Genomic DNA, 12,998 nt, shown 5'->3' with positions numbered 1-12,998 from the left:
GCCCTTGTGAATAGCAAAGGGTGTGAATAGCAAAAGGGCGGCCGTTGCCGGCCGCCCAATTATAGGAATGCGGATCAGCCGCCGATGGCAGCCTTACGAACGTCGATGACGGCGTTGTAGAAGTCCGGAGTAACCTTGACGTAGCCCTTGAAGTCGCCGCCTTCGATGGCGTTGAAGCACTTGGCGTCAGCCGTCGGGAGCTTCATGAAGAAGTCCGTCAGCTTCGTCTGCCATTCGGTGCCGAGAGCGTTGCGAACGACGAGCGGGCCGTTCGGGATCAGCGGCGAACGCCAGACTTCGACGAGCTTGTTCGGATCTACGGCGCCCTTGTCGACTTCCTTGCGGAAGGTACCGGAGGTGAAGCCGTCCTTGAAATCGCCAACACCCGAGGAGTCGTCGACAGCAACATCGACCTTGCCGTCGTAAGCGGCGAGCAGGTTGTTCTCATGGCCGCCATTAAACTGGGTCGAGCCGAAGAACTTGTCGTTCGGCACGCCGGTGGTCTTCGGAATCTGCGTCAGCGGAACAAGGTAGCCCGAGGTGGAGTCCGGGTCGGCGTAGCCGAGCTTCTTACCCTTGGCGTCCATGATCGTCTTGATGCCGGAAGACTTGAGGGCGAGGCCGATCGAGTAGTAGCCGGTCGAACCGTCGGTCTGCTGCGTCGTCAGGATCGGGGTAACGGCCTTCGGGTCCTTGATGGCGACGGCTGCGTAGCCGGACGCGCCGAGTTCGGCGAAGTCGAGCGTGCCGCCGAGCAGGCCCTGGATAACGCCGTTATAGTCGGCGGCCGGGAACAGCGAAACCTTCTCGAAACCGAATTCCTTCTTCAGGTGGTCGGAAAGGCAGGCGTAATTGCGCAGGCGATCGGCTTCGTTTTCGCCGCCGAGAATGCCGATGCGCAATTCCTTGAGGTCTGCTGCGTTGGCAGCAGCGCCGACTGCGAGCGCAACAAGCGCCGTAGCGGCAAAGAGTGCTTTCTTCAACATGGGTTCGTCTCCTGATTAACCGGTGTCCCCGGATGTCTTCGGTCTGATAGAAGAAATGCGCCCTTGACGCGGGCCTTCGATCCCGGCCGTCCCTCTCAGAGACCGGCCAGTGCCAGCGGTTGCGGGCCGGCAGATTCAGTCGCCGCGGCTTGCACGGCTGGATCGGCAATGTTGATCGATGTCGACGTCATGGTCTCGTCGATGCCGGCGCCGTCCTTGTCGGTGCCGTAGATTTCCTTGACGGCGGCTGCCGTCAGATCGGCCGGCTTGCCGTCGAAGACGACTTTGCCGGCCGCCATGCCGACGATGCGTTCGCAGTAGTTGCGCGCCGTATCCAGCGTATGCAGATTGGTGATGACGGTGATGCCTTCGCGCTCATTGATATCGCGCAGCGCATCCATGACGATCTTGGCGTTCAGCGGATCGAGCGAGGCGATCGGCTCGTCGGCCAGCATCATCTTCGGCTGCTGCATCAGGGCACGGGCGATGGCAACGCGTTGCTGCTGGCCGCCGGAAAGCGTGCCGGCCATCTGCAGTGCCGTCTGCTCGATGCCGAGGCGCTCCAGCGCCGCAATCGCCTCGATGCGCTCCTCGCGGGTGAAGACCGAAAGGAGACTCAGCATCGTCGAACGATGGTTGAGGCGGCCGAGCATGACGTTGGTGAGCACGTCGAGGCGCGGCACCAGATTGAACTGCTGGAAGATCATGGCGCAATCGCGCTGCCAGCTGCGCAGTGCACGACCGGTCAGCTTGGAGACTTCGGTGCCGGAGAAATGAATGGAGCCGGAACTCGGATCGGCCAGACGGTTGATCATGCGCAGCAGCGTCGACTTGCCGGCGCCGGAACGGCCGATGACGCCGACCATCTGTCCCTGCGGTATGTCCAAAGTCACGGAATCGACGGCGAGCTTGTTACCAAACCGGCGTGAGACATTCCTGAGTTCGAACATAGTGCTTCCCTTTCGCGGCTCCCGGGCTGCAGAAATTTCAGCGGTACCGGTGCTAAGAACGGGCGCGTGCCCCTGTCTCGAAAGGAGTTTCGAGGGGGCTGGCGCCAACCACAAGGCAACCGATTAGTCCCGCTTCATGAAGCTCCAATGTCAGTTTTGTGTAACTGCTGTTACAATTCCCGGCGATTTTGCAAGATTAGCCGGCTGAGAGCTTTCCTTTAAGTTTAGCCGTCAAACATGCCGGTCGGCAGACCGTCTATGCTGAAGCTGTTCTTCTCGCGCCGGTATTCCTCGATGCCGTCGGGACCCTTGGCTTTCGCCCATTGGTCCAGGCTCGGCCGTTCGCCTTCATAGCTGAAGAGCGGTACGCCGAAACCACAGGACGTTTGTACGAGATCGAAGTCCAGCCATACGATCTGCCGTGCGCCGAGCGGTTCTTCGCCCTCATAGTGATCGTGCAGCAATTCGCGATATTCGGGTGTCGATCGATGGATGATCCGGCCGCGGCCATAGAGGCGCAAGATCATCGGCGGCCCTTCGACGGCGCAGAACATGATCGTCAGCCGTCCGTCGGCCTTCATATGCGCAGCGGTCTCGTTGCCACTGCCGGTGCGGTCGAGATAGATGGCGGTGTTCGGAGAGATGATGCGCAGGCACTGTGTCTCGCGGGGCGAAACATTGACACGGGAATCCGATGTTGCGGATGCCGTGAAGAAGATGTGTTGCCGCGCGATGAAATCGCGCAGCCGACCGTCGATGCTGGAAAACTGCTTTGCCATGAAAACTCCTCTCGATCCCGCATTGAAAGGACCGGCTAAGCTGGATCGCTTGTCAGCGCCTTGCAAGTCCGATGAGGGTGGAAACCGTTCTCAGGCTTCGTAGCGATCCAGAAATTCCTCCGCCGAAAGGGCGCGGAAATCCGCAAGCGCTGTGCGCAGGCGATCGTGATCCCAATCCCACCATGAAAGCTTGTCCATGCGCGCGCCGACCTCGGACGTGAAACGCTCGCGGATCAGCTTGGCCGGCACACCGCCGACGATGGTGTAGGGAGCAACGTCCTTGGAAACGACGGCGCCGGCTCCGATGACGGCACCATTGCCGACTGTCACGCCGGGCAGCACGGTCGCACCATGCCCGATCCAGACGTCATGGCCGATCACAACCCGGTTGTCGCGCCGCCAGGTGAAGAAATCCGTCTCCATATCGGCATCCGGCCAGTAGTCGGCGGCGCGATAGGTGAAGTGGTGCAGGGTCGCGCGCCATGTCGGATGGTTGGTGGCATTGATGCGCACGGCGGCGGCAATGTTCACGAACTTGCCGATCGTCGCACACCAGACCGCACCATCCTGCATGATGTAGGAATAGTCGCCCATCTCGACTTCATCGATGCGGCAGCGGTCGGAGACTTCGGTATAGCGGCCGAGCGTCGAATTGTTGACGCTGGCCGAGGGGCTGATGAAGGGTGGTTCGCCCAATTTGCGGCTCATGCGGCGGCCTTCCGCGGCGAGAACTGCGAGACATCGAGAATGCGGCTGCCGACAGCTTCGCGCACTTCCTCGTCATGGAAGATGCCGAGAAGGGCGACGCCGGCCTCCTTCTTCTGCTCGATCATGTCGACGACGACGGCCCGGTTACGGGCGTCGAGCGACGCCGTGGGCTCGTCGAGCAGCAGGATGGCGTGATCGGTGATGAAGCCGCGGGCGATGTTGACGCGCTGCTGCTCGCCGCCGGAAAAGGTGGCGGGCGGCAGCTGCCAGAGTTCCCTAGGCAGGTTCAGCCGTGCGAGCAGTTCCGCTGCCCTGTCGCGGGCATCGGTCACGCTCACACCGCGAGCGAGCAGCGGCTCGGCGACGACGTCGATGGCAGCAACACGCGGCACGGTGCGCAGGAACTGGCTGACATAGCCCATGGTCTGGCGGCGGACGTCGAGCACGGTACGCGGATCGGCTGTCGCAAGATCGACGATCCTGCCCTTGTGCGTGACAAGGATCTGGCCGCTGTCGACGGCATAATTGCCATAGATCATTTTCAAGAGCGAGCTCTTGCCGATACCCGACGGGCCGCCGAGCACGACGCATTCGCCCGAAGCGACGGAAAAGGAGACATCGGCGACAACAGGCAGGCGAATGCCGTCGCGCAGATGCATGGTGAAGCTTTTGAAGACTTCGGAAACGACGAGTGGGGTTGCCATGTTTCTTCCTCAGACCTGCAGGATCGAAGAGACCAGCAGTTGCGTATAGGGTTCGCGCGGATCGTCGAGCACGCGGTCGGTGAGACCGTGCTCGATCACCTGGCCGTCCTTCATCACCATCATGCGATGCGACAGGAGACGGGCGACCGCGAGATCGTGGGTTACGATGATGGCGGAGAGGCCGAGATCGTTGACGAGGCCGCGCACCAGATCGAGCAGGCGGGCCTGCACCGAGACGTCAAGACCGCCGGTCGGCTCGTCCATGAAGACGAGGCGCGGGCCGGTCACAAGGTTGCGGGCGATCTGCAGGCGCTGGCGCATGCCGCCGGAGAAGGCGCGGGGCTGGTCGTCGATGCGGTCGGCGTCGATCTCGACCCGCTCGAGCCAGTCGATGGCGGTATTGCGGATGTTGCCATAGTGGCGGTTGCCGATCGCCATCAGCCGCTCGCCGACATTGGCGCCGGCGGACACCGTCATGCGCAGGCCATCGGCCGGGTTCTGATGCACGAAGCCCCAGTCGGTGCGCATCAGGAAGCGGCGCTCGGCCTCGTTCATGCGGAAAAGATCGCGATAGGTCTCGTCGCGCATGTGGTATTCGACACTGCCCGTCGTCGGCAGCAGCCGGGTCGAGATGCAGTTGAGCAGCGTCGTCTTGCCGGAGCCGGATTCGCCGACGATAGCCAACACTTCGCCGGGCCAGAGTTCGAAGGACACATCGCGGCAACCGATGCGGCTGCCGTAGAATTTCGAGACGTCCTTGACCTTGAGAAGGGGTGAGTCACTCATTCGGCAGCCTCCTTGGATGCGAGCCCATTTGACGCCAGCATAGGCCCAGCATGGCCGTGGGCGCGGCGATCCTCGCAGAAATCGGTATCGGAGCAGACGAACATGCGGCCGCCCTTGTCGTCGAGGATCACCTCGTCAAGATAGACCTGCTCGGCGCCGCAAAGCGCGCAGGGCTTGTCGAAGCGCTGCACTTCGAAGGGGTGATCCTCGAAATCCAGGCTGACGACTTCGGTATAGGGCGGCACGGCATAGATGCGTTTCTCGCGGCCGGCGCCGAAGAGCTGCAGCGCATCCGACAGATGCATTTTCGGATTGTCGAACTTCGGCGTCGGTGAGGGATCCATGACGTAGCGGCCGGCGACCTTGACCGGATAGGCGTAGGTGGTGGCAATGCGTCCGTTGCGGGCGATATCCTCATAGAGCTTCACATGCATGAGGCCATATTCCTCAAGCGCATGCATCTTGCGCGTCTCGGTCTCGCGAGGCTCCAGGAAGCGCAACGGCTCCGGGATCGGCACCTGATAGACGAGCACCTGGTTCGGCCCGAGCTTGGCTTCCGGAATGCGGTGGCGCGTCTGGATGATGGTCGCCTCGTCCGTGCGGGTGGTGACGGCGACATTGGCGACCTTCTGGAAGAAGGCGCGGATGGAGACGGCGTTCGTCGTGTCGTCGGCCCCCTGGTCGATGACCTTCAGCACATCCTGCGGGCCGATGATCGCCGCCGTCAGCTGTACGCCGCCGGTGCCCCAGCCGTAAGGCATCGGCATTTCGCGGGAGGCGAAAGGCACCTGATAGCCGGGAATGGCGATCGCCTTCAGGATGGCACGGCGGATCATCCGCTTGGTCTGTTCGTCGAGATAGGCGAAATTGTAGGTGGCGAGTTCGGTCATTCGGCTGCCTCCGTCATGGGTTCCATACCGCGACCGCGAGCGGCCTCGAAGTCGCGGCGCATGCGCCGCACCAGGTCGAGCTCGGCCTGGAAGTCGACATAATGCGGCAGTTTCAGATGTTCGACGAAGCCCGTCGCCTGCACGTTGTCGGAGTGGGAAATGACGAATTCCTCGTCCTGAGCCGGCGCAACGATGTCTTCGCCGAGCTCCTCTGCCCGCAGCGCCCGGTCCACCAGCGACATCGCCATCGCCTTGCGCTCGCTTTGGCCAAAGACGAGGCCGTAGCCCCGGGTGAACTGCGGCGGTGCCTTGGCCGAACCTTTAAACTGGTTGACCATCTGGCATTCCGTTACCTGGATGCGGCCGAGCGAAACGGCAAAGCCGAGTTCCGGCACCTCAAATTCGACCTCTACTTCGCCGATGCGGATTTCGCCGGTGAAGGGGTGGGTGCGGCCGTAGCCGCGCTGGGTCGAATAGCCGAGTGCCAGCAGGAAGCCTTCGTCGCCGCGGGCGAGCGCCTGCAGGCGAAGGTCCCGGGTCATCGGGAATTCCAGCGGCTCGCGCGTCAGGTCGCCGATCTCGTGATCGACAGGCATGGTGCCGTCGTCCTCGATCAGGCCTTCCTGGTTGAGGATTTCCGAGACGCGCATCACGCGGCCATCGTCCGCCGGCCTCTGCATCGGCTCGTCGACAGGCTCGTCCGTCAAAAGGCTGGGGTCGAGCAGACGGTGCGTGTAGTCGAAGGTCGGGCCGAGAAGCTGGCCGCCCGGCAAATCCTTGTAGGTCGCGGAAATGCGGCGTTCGATCTTCATTGCTGATGTGTCGAGGGGCTGGGAATAACCGAAGCGCGGCAGCGTCGTGCGGTAGGCGCGCAGCAAGAAGATCGCCTCGATCATGTCGCCGCGCGCCTGGCGCACGGCGAGTGCGGCCAGCGTTCGGTCATAGAGAGAGGCCTCGGCCATGACGCGATCGACCGCGAGTGCGAGCTGCGCCACGATCTGGTCGATACCGATTGCCGGCAGCGAGCGGTCGCCGCGGCGACGGTCGGCCAGCAGCCGGTGAGCATTGGCGATGGCGGCTTCGCCGCCCTTAACGGCAACATACATATGTCACAACTCCGTCGCGGTGATCTTGGTGGTGCGCGGCAGGCAGATGAATTGCCGGCCCGCCGTCAGGATGAGATCGACGCCGCGCGGGAAGAGCGCGCGATTGTCGTTCCAGATACGCAGCAGCGCATCCGGCAGCCCGACCGGGGCGATCATGGTCACATCCTTGATGCCAGGGCCTGAAAGCGCCAGTTGTTTGCCGCCCACCAGGCTTTCGATTTCCAGAACGATCGTGGTCGACCGATCGGGATATTCCTGAGTGCCGATGCCGAACTGGCTGAAGGAGGAAAGCGCCATGCCGGCTTCGATGAAGGCGAACTGCGCCTCCAGCCGTTCCGAAATGACGGGCGCTCCGGTGTGGAAGGCCAGCCATTCCGCCAGGCTTGATCTTGCCAGGCTGTTGGAGAGCCAGACAGGCGTGTCGTGATCGCAAAGGGTGAGGCCGATGGCGCCTGCGGCAACACCGAGCGGAGCGGGCGGCGCGACGTCAGCCTCAACGGTTTGCAGGGTGCCTGGACGTGCCATGGCATCCATCGTCATCTTGAAGACGCTTTGCGCGTCGAAGACCGGATCGGTGAAACCGCCGGTCAGGGCCTCGTTGCCGAAGGTCGGAGTGCTGGAAAGGCTCATCAATCTTCTCCGCGAACCATGGTGAAGAAATCGACGCGGGTTGCCGCCGTCTCTTCGGCGCGCTTGCGGTCATATTCGGCGATACGCTCGGTAACCGGCTGCAGAAGAGCCTTTTCGACGAAACCCTTCGTGGCCGATTGCTGCCAGAGTGCATCGAAAATGGCCGAAAGCCGGGCCTTTTCCCGATCCGTGCCGAGCGCGTGCGCGTGGCCGATCGTGTTGGATGCCAGCCGGACGGTAGCGCGCGTCACCGTGACTTCGCCGAGGTTGAAGGGGGAGCCGCCGCCGCCGATGCGGCCGCGCACCATGACGAGCCCTGTCTCTGGTCCGCGCACCGGCTGTACCGTCGGCTTGCTTGGCAATGCCTCCCAGGCAGCCTCTAGCTCGTCGCGTTCTGCCTGCGCCAAGAGATCGGCGACGCGCTTGCGTTCCCGACGCTCTTGTGCCGCCGCTTCCTGCCTCTGTGCTGAATTCATCGCGCCTTCCTCTAAATGTCTATTGATATAGACAACCATACAAGATAGTTTTATATTTATTAGTGAGTCGTGACAAGCGTGTGACAGGGCGAGTGGGCGAGATGGCAGGGCAGAAGATACAGAGGCAGACGGGCGTGGCGCTCTGGCGGCAGATTGCCGACCGGATTCGGACTTCGATCAACCACGGCGACTTCGACGAGACGGGCATGGTGCCGCCGGAGACGGTGCTGGCGCTGCAGTTCGGCGTCAACAGGCACACGATCAGGAGTGCGCTCGCAGCACTGGCGCAGGAGGGGATCGTCCGCGCCGTGCAGGGGCGCGGCACGCTGATCGAGCGCAAGGAGCGGCTGAGTTTCCCGATTTCAAGGCGCACGCGATTTTCGCAAGGGATCGGCGACCAGGTACGTGAGACCCGCAGCGTGCTGCTTGCATCGGGCGAAGAAGCTGCCAGCGCCGAATTGGCCAAACAGCTCAAGCTCAAGACAGGTACGCCGTTGATCCGGCTGGAAACGCTGGGCCAGGCGGATCATCGTCCGGTATCGCGCGCAACAAGCTGGTTCCCGGCGGATCGTTTCGGCGATATCGCCGAGATCTATCGGACGACCGGATCGATCACCAAGGCATTCAAGGAGCTTGGTGTGCCCGATTACGTCCGCGTCGTCACCGAGATCACCGCGACGCATGCCGACGAGGGCGACCTCACCGATCTGCAATTATCCCCGGGCGCCATCGTTCTCGTCGCCCAGGCGCTCAATGCGGATCTCGATAATGTCCCGGTGCAATATTCGATTTCCCGCTTCGCCGCCGATAGAGTGCGCTTCACCGTTGAGAATTGATGCCGCACTAGGGAATCGGCTGAAAATCGTTTGGCGGCCATTGCTGTGCGGCATGCAGGATGCGGATTATGCGCACCGTCTCGCCTGCGAGATCGTAAATCAGCAAATAGTTTCGATGTACGACAAGCTCTCGTGTCCCGGACACGCGGCCGGGGCGGCCCGTCATTGGATGGGTAATCAGCTGTTTCGACCGTTTGGCAAAGAGTTCGTCCAGCGCGAGTGCTGCGGGGACGTTCTCCGCCTCGATATAGGTGTAAATTGCGCGTCGGTCAGCCCTTGCTTCGGGAGTCCAAGCAAGTTTCACGAAGAACGCCCGCTGAGTTTGCGGCGTGTTTCTTCTCGCAAGGCGGCAAATTCAGCGTCCACGTCGTCGTCAGGAATGAGGTTGCCGGCATTAGCGGAAGCAAGACCGGCCTGAACCTGCTGGCGAAACCAAATGTCATATTCGGCGGCATCTTGCTGGCGCCGCACATAATCGCGCATGAAAGCCCGGAGCAACTGCGCACCGGTTTGATCATGCGCTTTCGCAGCCTCGCTGAAAGCCGCCTTCAACTCTTCTTCAACTCGGAAGGTAAATGTCGCGTCGGTCATGTCAGTCCATGTGTTACATACGCAGTGCAATGTAACACATATTGCGGCATTTCCCACCCCTCATCTCAGGCATATGAGGGGTGGTTTCCGTTCAACAGCTCAATGCGCGCCGGACATGTCGCCGAGGACTTCCTTCGAGGCGACAGTGGAATCGGCCTTCAGCTTGTAGACCATCGGCACGCCGGTCGCGAGGTTGAGCTCGAGGATCTGCGCCTTGCTCAGGCGATCGAGAACCATGACGAGCGAGCGCAGCGAGTTGCCGTGCGCCGCGACCAGCACATTCTGGCCGGCAAGCACGCGCGGCAGGATTTCCGTGAGATAATAGGGCCAGACGCGGGCGCCGGTGTCGCGCAGGCTTTCGCCGCCGGGCGGCGGAACGTCGTAGGAGCGGCGCCAGATGTGAACCTGCTCCTCGCCCCACTTGGCGCGGGCGTCATCCTTGTTGAGGCCGGAGAGATCGCCGTAGTCGCGCTCGTTCAGCGCCTGATCCTTGATCGTTTCAAGGCCGGGCTGGCCGATTTCATCGAGAATGATCTTCAGCGTGTGCTGCGCGCGCGTCAGCGCCGAGGTGAAGGCGATATCGTACTTGATACCGTAATCGGCCAGAGCCTTGCCGCCGGTCTTGGCCTCTTCGATGCCGAGCGCCGTCAGATCGGGATCCTTCCAGCCGGTAAAGAGATTCTTCAAATTCCAGTCGCTCTGCCCGTGGCGAACGAGAACGAGAGTGCCGCTCATAAATTTCTCCTTAATGAAGCAATTCCAGGAAAAGTGTGTAGCGGTTTTCCGTCCGGAATTGCGAGACAACAAAAGGCTGGAGCGGATCGGCACTTCGAGGCCGATCCGCTCCAGGATCGGATCAACGTGTAGAAAGCCCGAGAACATCGAGCATGGAATAGAAGCCGGGTTTCTTGTCGCGCGCCCAGAGCGCCGCCTGCAGCGCGCCGCGGGCAAACAGCGACCGGTCGCCGGCATTGTGCGACAGCGTCAGCCGCTCGCTTTCGCTGGCGAAGATCACCGAATGATCGCCGACCACGCCGCCGCCGCGCAGGGTCGCAAAGCCGATCGTGCCTGCCGGGCGCGGGCCGGTATGGCCGTCGCGCACGCGCACGGAATTGTCATTAAGATCTATGCCGCGGCCCTTCGCCGCCGCCTGGCCGAGCAGGAGTGCCGTGCCCGACGGCGCATCGACCTTGTGCCGATGATGCATCTCCAGCACCTCGATGTCCCAGTCGTTCGAAGGCAATGCCCGCGCCGCCTGTTCGACGAGCACGCTCAAAAGATTGATGCCAAGGCCCATATTGCCCGATTTGACGACACGGGCATGGCGTGCGGCAGCCTTGAACTTCGCCTCGTCCTCGTCCGAACATCCGGTCGTGCCGATGATATGGACGATGCGCGCCTGGGCGGCGAGACCGGCGAAGGTGACGCTGGTTGCCGGCGTCGTAAAATCGATGACGCCTTCGGCATGCAGGAAAGCGGCAAGCGGATCGTCGGTGACGGGAACGCCGATCGGCCCGAGCCCGGCAATCTCGCCGGCATCCTTGCCGATGAAGGCGGAGCCGGGGCGGGCGACGGCGGCGTGCAGGGTTACGCCCTCGGTGGCGTGAATGATGCGGATGAGAGCCTGTCCCATGCGGCCCGCCGCGCCCACCACCACCAGCTTCATCGCATCGTCGCTCATGTCGTCTCTATCGTCTATTTGCGGGAATTGCTTGAAATCGCCGGTAGCTGCAGGTTGTTGAGCCGAGCGTAGAGGCCATTGTCCGATGTCGCAAGCGTCTCGTGGTTGCCTTCTTCGACAACGCGGCCGTTCTGCATGACGACGATCTTCTCGGCGCGGACAACCGTCGACAGGCGATGGGCGATGACGACGACCGTGCGGCCGCTCATCGCTTCTTCCAGCGCCTTCTGCACGGCCGCTTCGGATTCCGTGTCGAGCGCCGAGGTCGCTTCGTCCAGAAGCAGGATCGGCGCATTGCGCACCAGCGCGCGGGCGATCGACAGGCGCTGGCGCTGGCCGCCGGACAGCGTTACGCCGTTTTCGCCGACGGGCGTCTCGTAGCCCATCGGCTGCGCCTCGATGAAATCATGGGCATAGGCAAGGCGCGCTGCTTCCTCGATCTCCGCATCCGTCGCGTTCGGGCGGCCATAGCGGATGTTGTCGCGGATCGTGCCTTCAAAGAGATAGGGCTGCTGCGAAACATAGGCGAGCTGTTCCCGCAGCGACTGTTTCGTCACATGCGCGATGTCCTGCCCGTCGATGAAGATGCTGCCGGCCTTGGGATCGTAGAAGCGTGGGATGAGATTGATGACAGTGGACTTGCCGGCGCCCGAAGGGCCGACAAGCGCGGTCGTCTGGCCACCCTCGGCCGTGAAGTTGACACCGCACAGGACGGCCTCGTCGCCATAGGCGAAATGAACGTCGCGAAATTCGATGCGGGCGTCGGTTACGACGAGCGGTTTGGCATCGGGGAGGTCGCGCTGGCGCGGCTCCATGTCGAGCAGCTCATAGATCATCCGCGCGTTGACGACCGCGCGCTCCAGCTGCACCTGCAGCTTGGCAAGGCGGCGGGCCGGATCGTAGGCGAGCAGCAGCGAGGTGGCGAAGGAGAAGAACACGCCCGGCGAGACATTGTCGTAGATCGAGCGGTAGGCGGCATAGGCGAAAAGGCTGGCGATCGCAAAACCGGCGACCGTTTCGATCAGCGGTCCGTTGCGCTCCGAAAGACGGGCGATGCGGTTCTGCCGGTGCTCTGCAGCGGTGATCAGCTTGTTGATCTTGCGTTCGAGCTCCTCTTCCATCGTGAAGGCCTTGACGATGGAAACGCCTTGAATGGTCTCCTGCATCGCGCCGAGCACATGGCTGTTCAGGACCACTGCGTCGCGCGTGGCAGCGCGCAGGCGCTTGGAAATATAGCGTAGCGTGAGGAAAAGCGGCGGCGCGATGACGACGAATGCGATGCTGAGCACCGGGTCCTGGAAGACCATGACGCAGAGCAAGGAGATGAAGGTCAGGAGGTCGCGCGCCGTCGACGTGATCGTCAGGTTCATGACATCGCGGATACCAGAGACGTTCTGGCTGATGCGGGCGGCGAGCTGGGCGGAGCGCGCTTCGTTGAAGAAGCCGACCGACAGTGTCATCAGGTGCGAATAGAGGCGGCGCTGGTAGCGGGCGATGATGTTGTTGCCGATCTTCGACAGGATGACCGACTGGAAATATCCGGCAAAACCGCGCACCACGAAAACGAGGAAGATGCTGAAGCAGATTTTCCAGGCATCGACGATATCGCGGGCGATGAAGGCGCTGTCGATGACAGATTTGACGATATAGCCGATGTAAGCAGTCGAAAGCGCAACGAGGATCAGGCAGGTAATCGCGATGGCGTAGCCGCGAATATGATCGCGGCCGTTCTCGGCGATAATGCGCTTCAGCATGCCGGTGATGGCTTCGCTGTCGACGTTTTTGCTTTTCGGGTCAGGCAATTTCAATAATCGGCTTCCTGTCTTGAACCAAGCGAGCCGCATCTGGCACGTGCTTTCGCGGTTCTATTAAAGA

The 12,998-nt window shown here is 62.0% G+C and carries 16 protein-coding genes; 1 reads left to right on the top strand and 15 read right to left on the bottom strand.

Going from position 1 to position 12,998, the window contains the following annotated elements; all coding sequences use genetic code 11:
- Positions 1-74: 74 nt before the first annotated feature.
- The 10 genes from phnD to phnG form a co-directional block, all read right to left on the bottom strand.
- Positions 75-986 (bottom strand): phosphonate ABC transporter substrate-binding protein, encoded by a 912-nt coding sequence (gene phnD, locus JJQ51_RS30690; RefSeq protein WP_113333862.1) that lies wholly within the window; start codon positions 984-986, stop codon positions 75-77.
- Positions 987-1,081: 95 nt separating this feature from the next.
- Entirely contained in the window at positions 1,082-1,936 is an 855-nt protein-coding gene (gene phnC / locus JJQ51_RS30685; RefSeq protein ID WP_112722839.1) for a phosphonate ABC transporter ATP-binding protein, read from the bottom strand.
- Positions 1,937-2,160: 224 nt separating this feature from the next.
- The gene (locus tag JJQ51_RS30680) at positions 2,161-2,715 is read right to left on the bottom strand and encodes a pyridoxamine 5'-phosphate oxidase family protein (RefSeq protein ID WP_269245691.1); all 555 of its coding nucleotides are present in this window, start codon (positions 2,713-2,715) and stop codon (positions 2,161-2,163) included.
- Between the two features lie 90 nt (positions 2,716-2,805).
- The gene (locus tag JJQ51_RS30675) at positions 2,806-3,423 is read right to left on the bottom strand and encodes a DapH/DapD/GlmU-related protein (RefSeq protein ID WP_269245690.1); all 618 of its coding nucleotides are present in this window, start codon (positions 3,421-3,423) and stop codon (positions 2,806-2,808) included.
- Positions 3,420-4,127, bottom strand: coding sequence for a phosphonate C-P lyase system protein PhnL (gene phnL / locus JJQ51_RS30670; RefSeq protein ID WP_113333859.1), 708 nt, complete (start codon positions 4,125-4,127; stop codon positions 3,420-3,422). The genes JJQ51_RS30675 and phnL overlap by 4 nt, the downstream gene beginning before the upstream one ends.
- 9 nt (positions 4,128-4,136) lie before the next feature.
- On the bottom strand, positions 4,137-4,913 hold the full coding sequence (gene phnK / locus JJQ51_RS30665) for a phosphonate C-P lyase system protein PhnK (RefSeq protein ID WP_015338361.1): 777 nt from the start codon (positions 4,911-4,913) through the stop codon (positions 4,137-4,139).
- Positions 4,910-5,803, bottom strand: a complete 894-nt coding sequence (locus JJQ51_RS30660) for an alpha-D-ribose 1-methylphosphonate 5-phosphate C-P-lyase PhnJ (RefSeq protein WP_113333858.1) — start codon at positions 5,801-5,803, stop codon at positions 4,910-4,912. The genes phnK and JJQ51_RS30660 overlap by 4 nt, the downstream gene beginning before the upstream one ends.
- On the bottom strand, positions 5,800-6,909 hold the full coding sequence (locus JJQ51_RS30655) for a carbon-phosphorus lyase complex subunit PhnI (RefSeq protein ID WP_269245689.1): 1,110 nt from the start codon (positions 6,907-6,909) through the stop codon (positions 5,800-5,802). The genes JJQ51_RS30660 and JJQ51_RS30655 overlap by 4 nt, the downstream gene beginning before the upstream one ends.
- A gap of 3 nt (positions 6,910-6,912) precedes the next feature.
- Positions 6,913-7,539 carry a phosphonate C-P lyase system protein PhnH gene (gene phnH, locus JJQ51_RS30650; protein ID WP_113351500.1) on the bottom strand — a complete coding sequence of 209 codons (627 nt, stop codon included), beginning with the start codon at positions 7,537-7,539 and terminating at the stop codon, positions 6,913-6,915.
- Entirely contained in the window at positions 7,539-8,015 is a 477-nt protein-coding gene (gene phnG / locus JJQ51_RS30645) for a phosphonate C-P lyase system protein PhnG (protein WP_269245688.1), read from the bottom strand. Before phnG ends, phnH begins: the two co-directional genes overlap by 1 nt.
- Before the next feature lie 101 nt (positions 8,016-8,116).
- Between phnG and phnF the strand changes: the two genes are divergently transcribed.
- Positions 8,117-8,851: a phosphonate metabolism transcriptional regulator PhnF gene (gene phnF, locus JJQ51_RS30640; protein WP_145645957.1), complete on the top strand. Its 735-nt coding sequence runs from the start codon at positions 8,117-8,119 to the stop codon at positions 8,849-8,851.
- Between the two features lie 7 nt (positions 8,852-8,858).
- Here phnF and JJQ51_RS30635 read toward each other — a convergent pair whose 3' ends face one another.
- The 5 genes from JJQ51_RS30635 to JJQ51_RS30615 all read right to left on the bottom strand — a co-directional run bounded on the left by JJQ51_RS30635 (position 8,859) and on the right by JJQ51_RS30615 (position 12,877).
- Positions 8,859-9,155: a type II toxin-antitoxin system RelE/ParE family toxin gene (locus JJQ51_RS30635; protein WP_269245687.1), complete on the bottom strand. Its 297-nt coding sequence runs from the start codon at positions 9,153-9,155 to the stop codon at positions 8,859-8,861.
- Positions 9,152-9,442, bottom strand: a complete 291-nt coding sequence (locus JJQ51_RS30630) for a CopG family ribbon-helix-helix protein (RefSeq protein WP_113351496.1) — start codon at positions 9,440-9,442, stop codon at positions 9,152-9,154. Before JJQ51_RS30630 ends, JJQ51_RS30635 begins: the two co-directional genes overlap by 4 nt.
- Before the next feature lie 99 nt (positions 9,443-9,541).
- The gene (locus JJQ51_RS30625) at positions 9,542-10,177 is read right to left on the bottom strand and encodes a 2,3-bisphosphoglycerate-dependent phosphoglycerate mutase (RefSeq protein WP_112341831.1); all 636 of its coding nucleotides are present in this window, start codon (positions 10,175-10,177) and stop codon (positions 9,542-9,544) included.
- A 121-nt stretch (positions 10,178-10,298) separates the two neighbouring features.
- Positions 10,299-11,123: a 4-hydroxy-tetrahydrodipicolinate reductase gene (gene dapB / locus JJQ51_RS30620; protein ID WP_269245686.1), complete on the bottom strand. Its 825-nt coding sequence runs from the start codon at positions 11,121-11,123 to the stop codon at positions 10,299-10,301.
- Between the two features lie 14 nt (positions 11,124-11,137).
- A complete protein-coding gene (locus tag JJQ51_RS30615) occupies positions 11,138-12,877 on the bottom strand; it encodes an ABC transporter ATP-binding protein (protein WP_442967356.1) in 1,740 nt (579 codons plus the stop codon).
- Positions 12,878-12,998: the final 121 nt, after the last annotated feature.

The sequence above is a fragment of the Rhizobium sp. AG207R genome (assembly GCF_027109195.1).
Taxonomy (GTDB): domain Bacteria; phylum Pseudomonadota; class Alphaproteobacteria; order Rhizobiales; family Rhizobiaceae; genus Rhizobium; species Rhizobium dioscoreae.
The sequence above is the reverse complement of the archived record's forward strand: the minus strand, read 5'-3'. Positions and strand labels throughout refer to the sequence as shown.

Coding starts and splice junctions, on each gene's coding strand:
- phnG (WP_269245688.1), bottom strand. CDS start 8,015: ATGAATTCAGCACAGAGGCAGGAAGCGGCGGCACAAGAGCGTCGGGAA.
- JJQ51_RS30660 (WP_113333858.1), bottom strand. CDS start 5,803: ATGACCGAACTCGCCACCTACAATTTCGCCTATCTCGACGAACAGACC.
- phnD (WP_113333862.1), bottom strand. CDS start 986: ATGTTGAAGAAAGCACTCTTTGCCGCTACGGCGCTTGTTGCGCTCGCA.
- JJQ51_RS30655 (WP_269245689.1), bottom strand. CDS start 6,909: ATGTATGTTGCCGTTAAGGGCGGCGAAGCCGCCATCGCCAATGCTCAC.
- phnH (WP_113351500.1), bottom strand. CDS start 7,539: ATGAGCCTTTCCAGCACTCCGACCTTCGGCAACGAGGCCCTGACCGGC.
- phnK (WP_015338361.1), bottom strand. CDS start 4,913: ATGAGTGACTCACCCCTTCTCAAGGTCAAGGACGTCTCGAAATTCTAC.
- JJQ51_RS30680 (WP_269245691.1), bottom strand. CDS start 2,715: ATGGCAAAGCAGTTTTCCAGCATCGACGGTCGGCTGCGCGATTTCATC.
- JJQ51_RS30630 (WP_113351496.1), bottom strand. CDS start 9,442: ATGACCGACGCGACATTTACCTTCCGAGTTGAAGAAGAGTTGAAGGCG.
- JJQ51_RS30675 (WP_269245690.1), bottom strand. CDS start 3,423: ATGAGCCGCAAATTGGGCGAACCACCCTTCATCAGCCCCTCGGCCAGC.
- phnF (WP_145645957.1), top strand. CDS start 8,117: ATGGCAGGGCAGAAGATACAGAGGCAGACGGGCGTGGCGCTCTGGCGG.
- JJQ51_RS30615 (WP_442967356.1), bottom strand. CDS start 12,877: ATGCTGAAGCGCATTATCGCCGAGAACGGCCGCGATCATATTCGCGGC.
- dapB (WP_269245686.1), bottom strand. CDS start 11,123: ATGAGCGACGATGCGATGAAGCTGGTGGTGGTGGGCGCGGCGGGCCGC.
- JJQ51_RS30625 (WP_112341831.1), bottom strand. CDS start 10,177: ATGAGCGGCACTCTCGTTCTCGTTCGCCACGGGCAGAGCGACTGGAAT.
- phnL (WP_113333859.1), bottom strand. CDS start 4,127: ATGGCAACCCCACTCGTCGTTTCCGAAGTCTTCAAAAGCTTCACCATG.
- phnC (WP_112722839.1), bottom strand. CDS start 1,936: ATGTTCGAACTCAGGAATGTCTCACGCCGGTTTGGTAACAAGCTCGCC.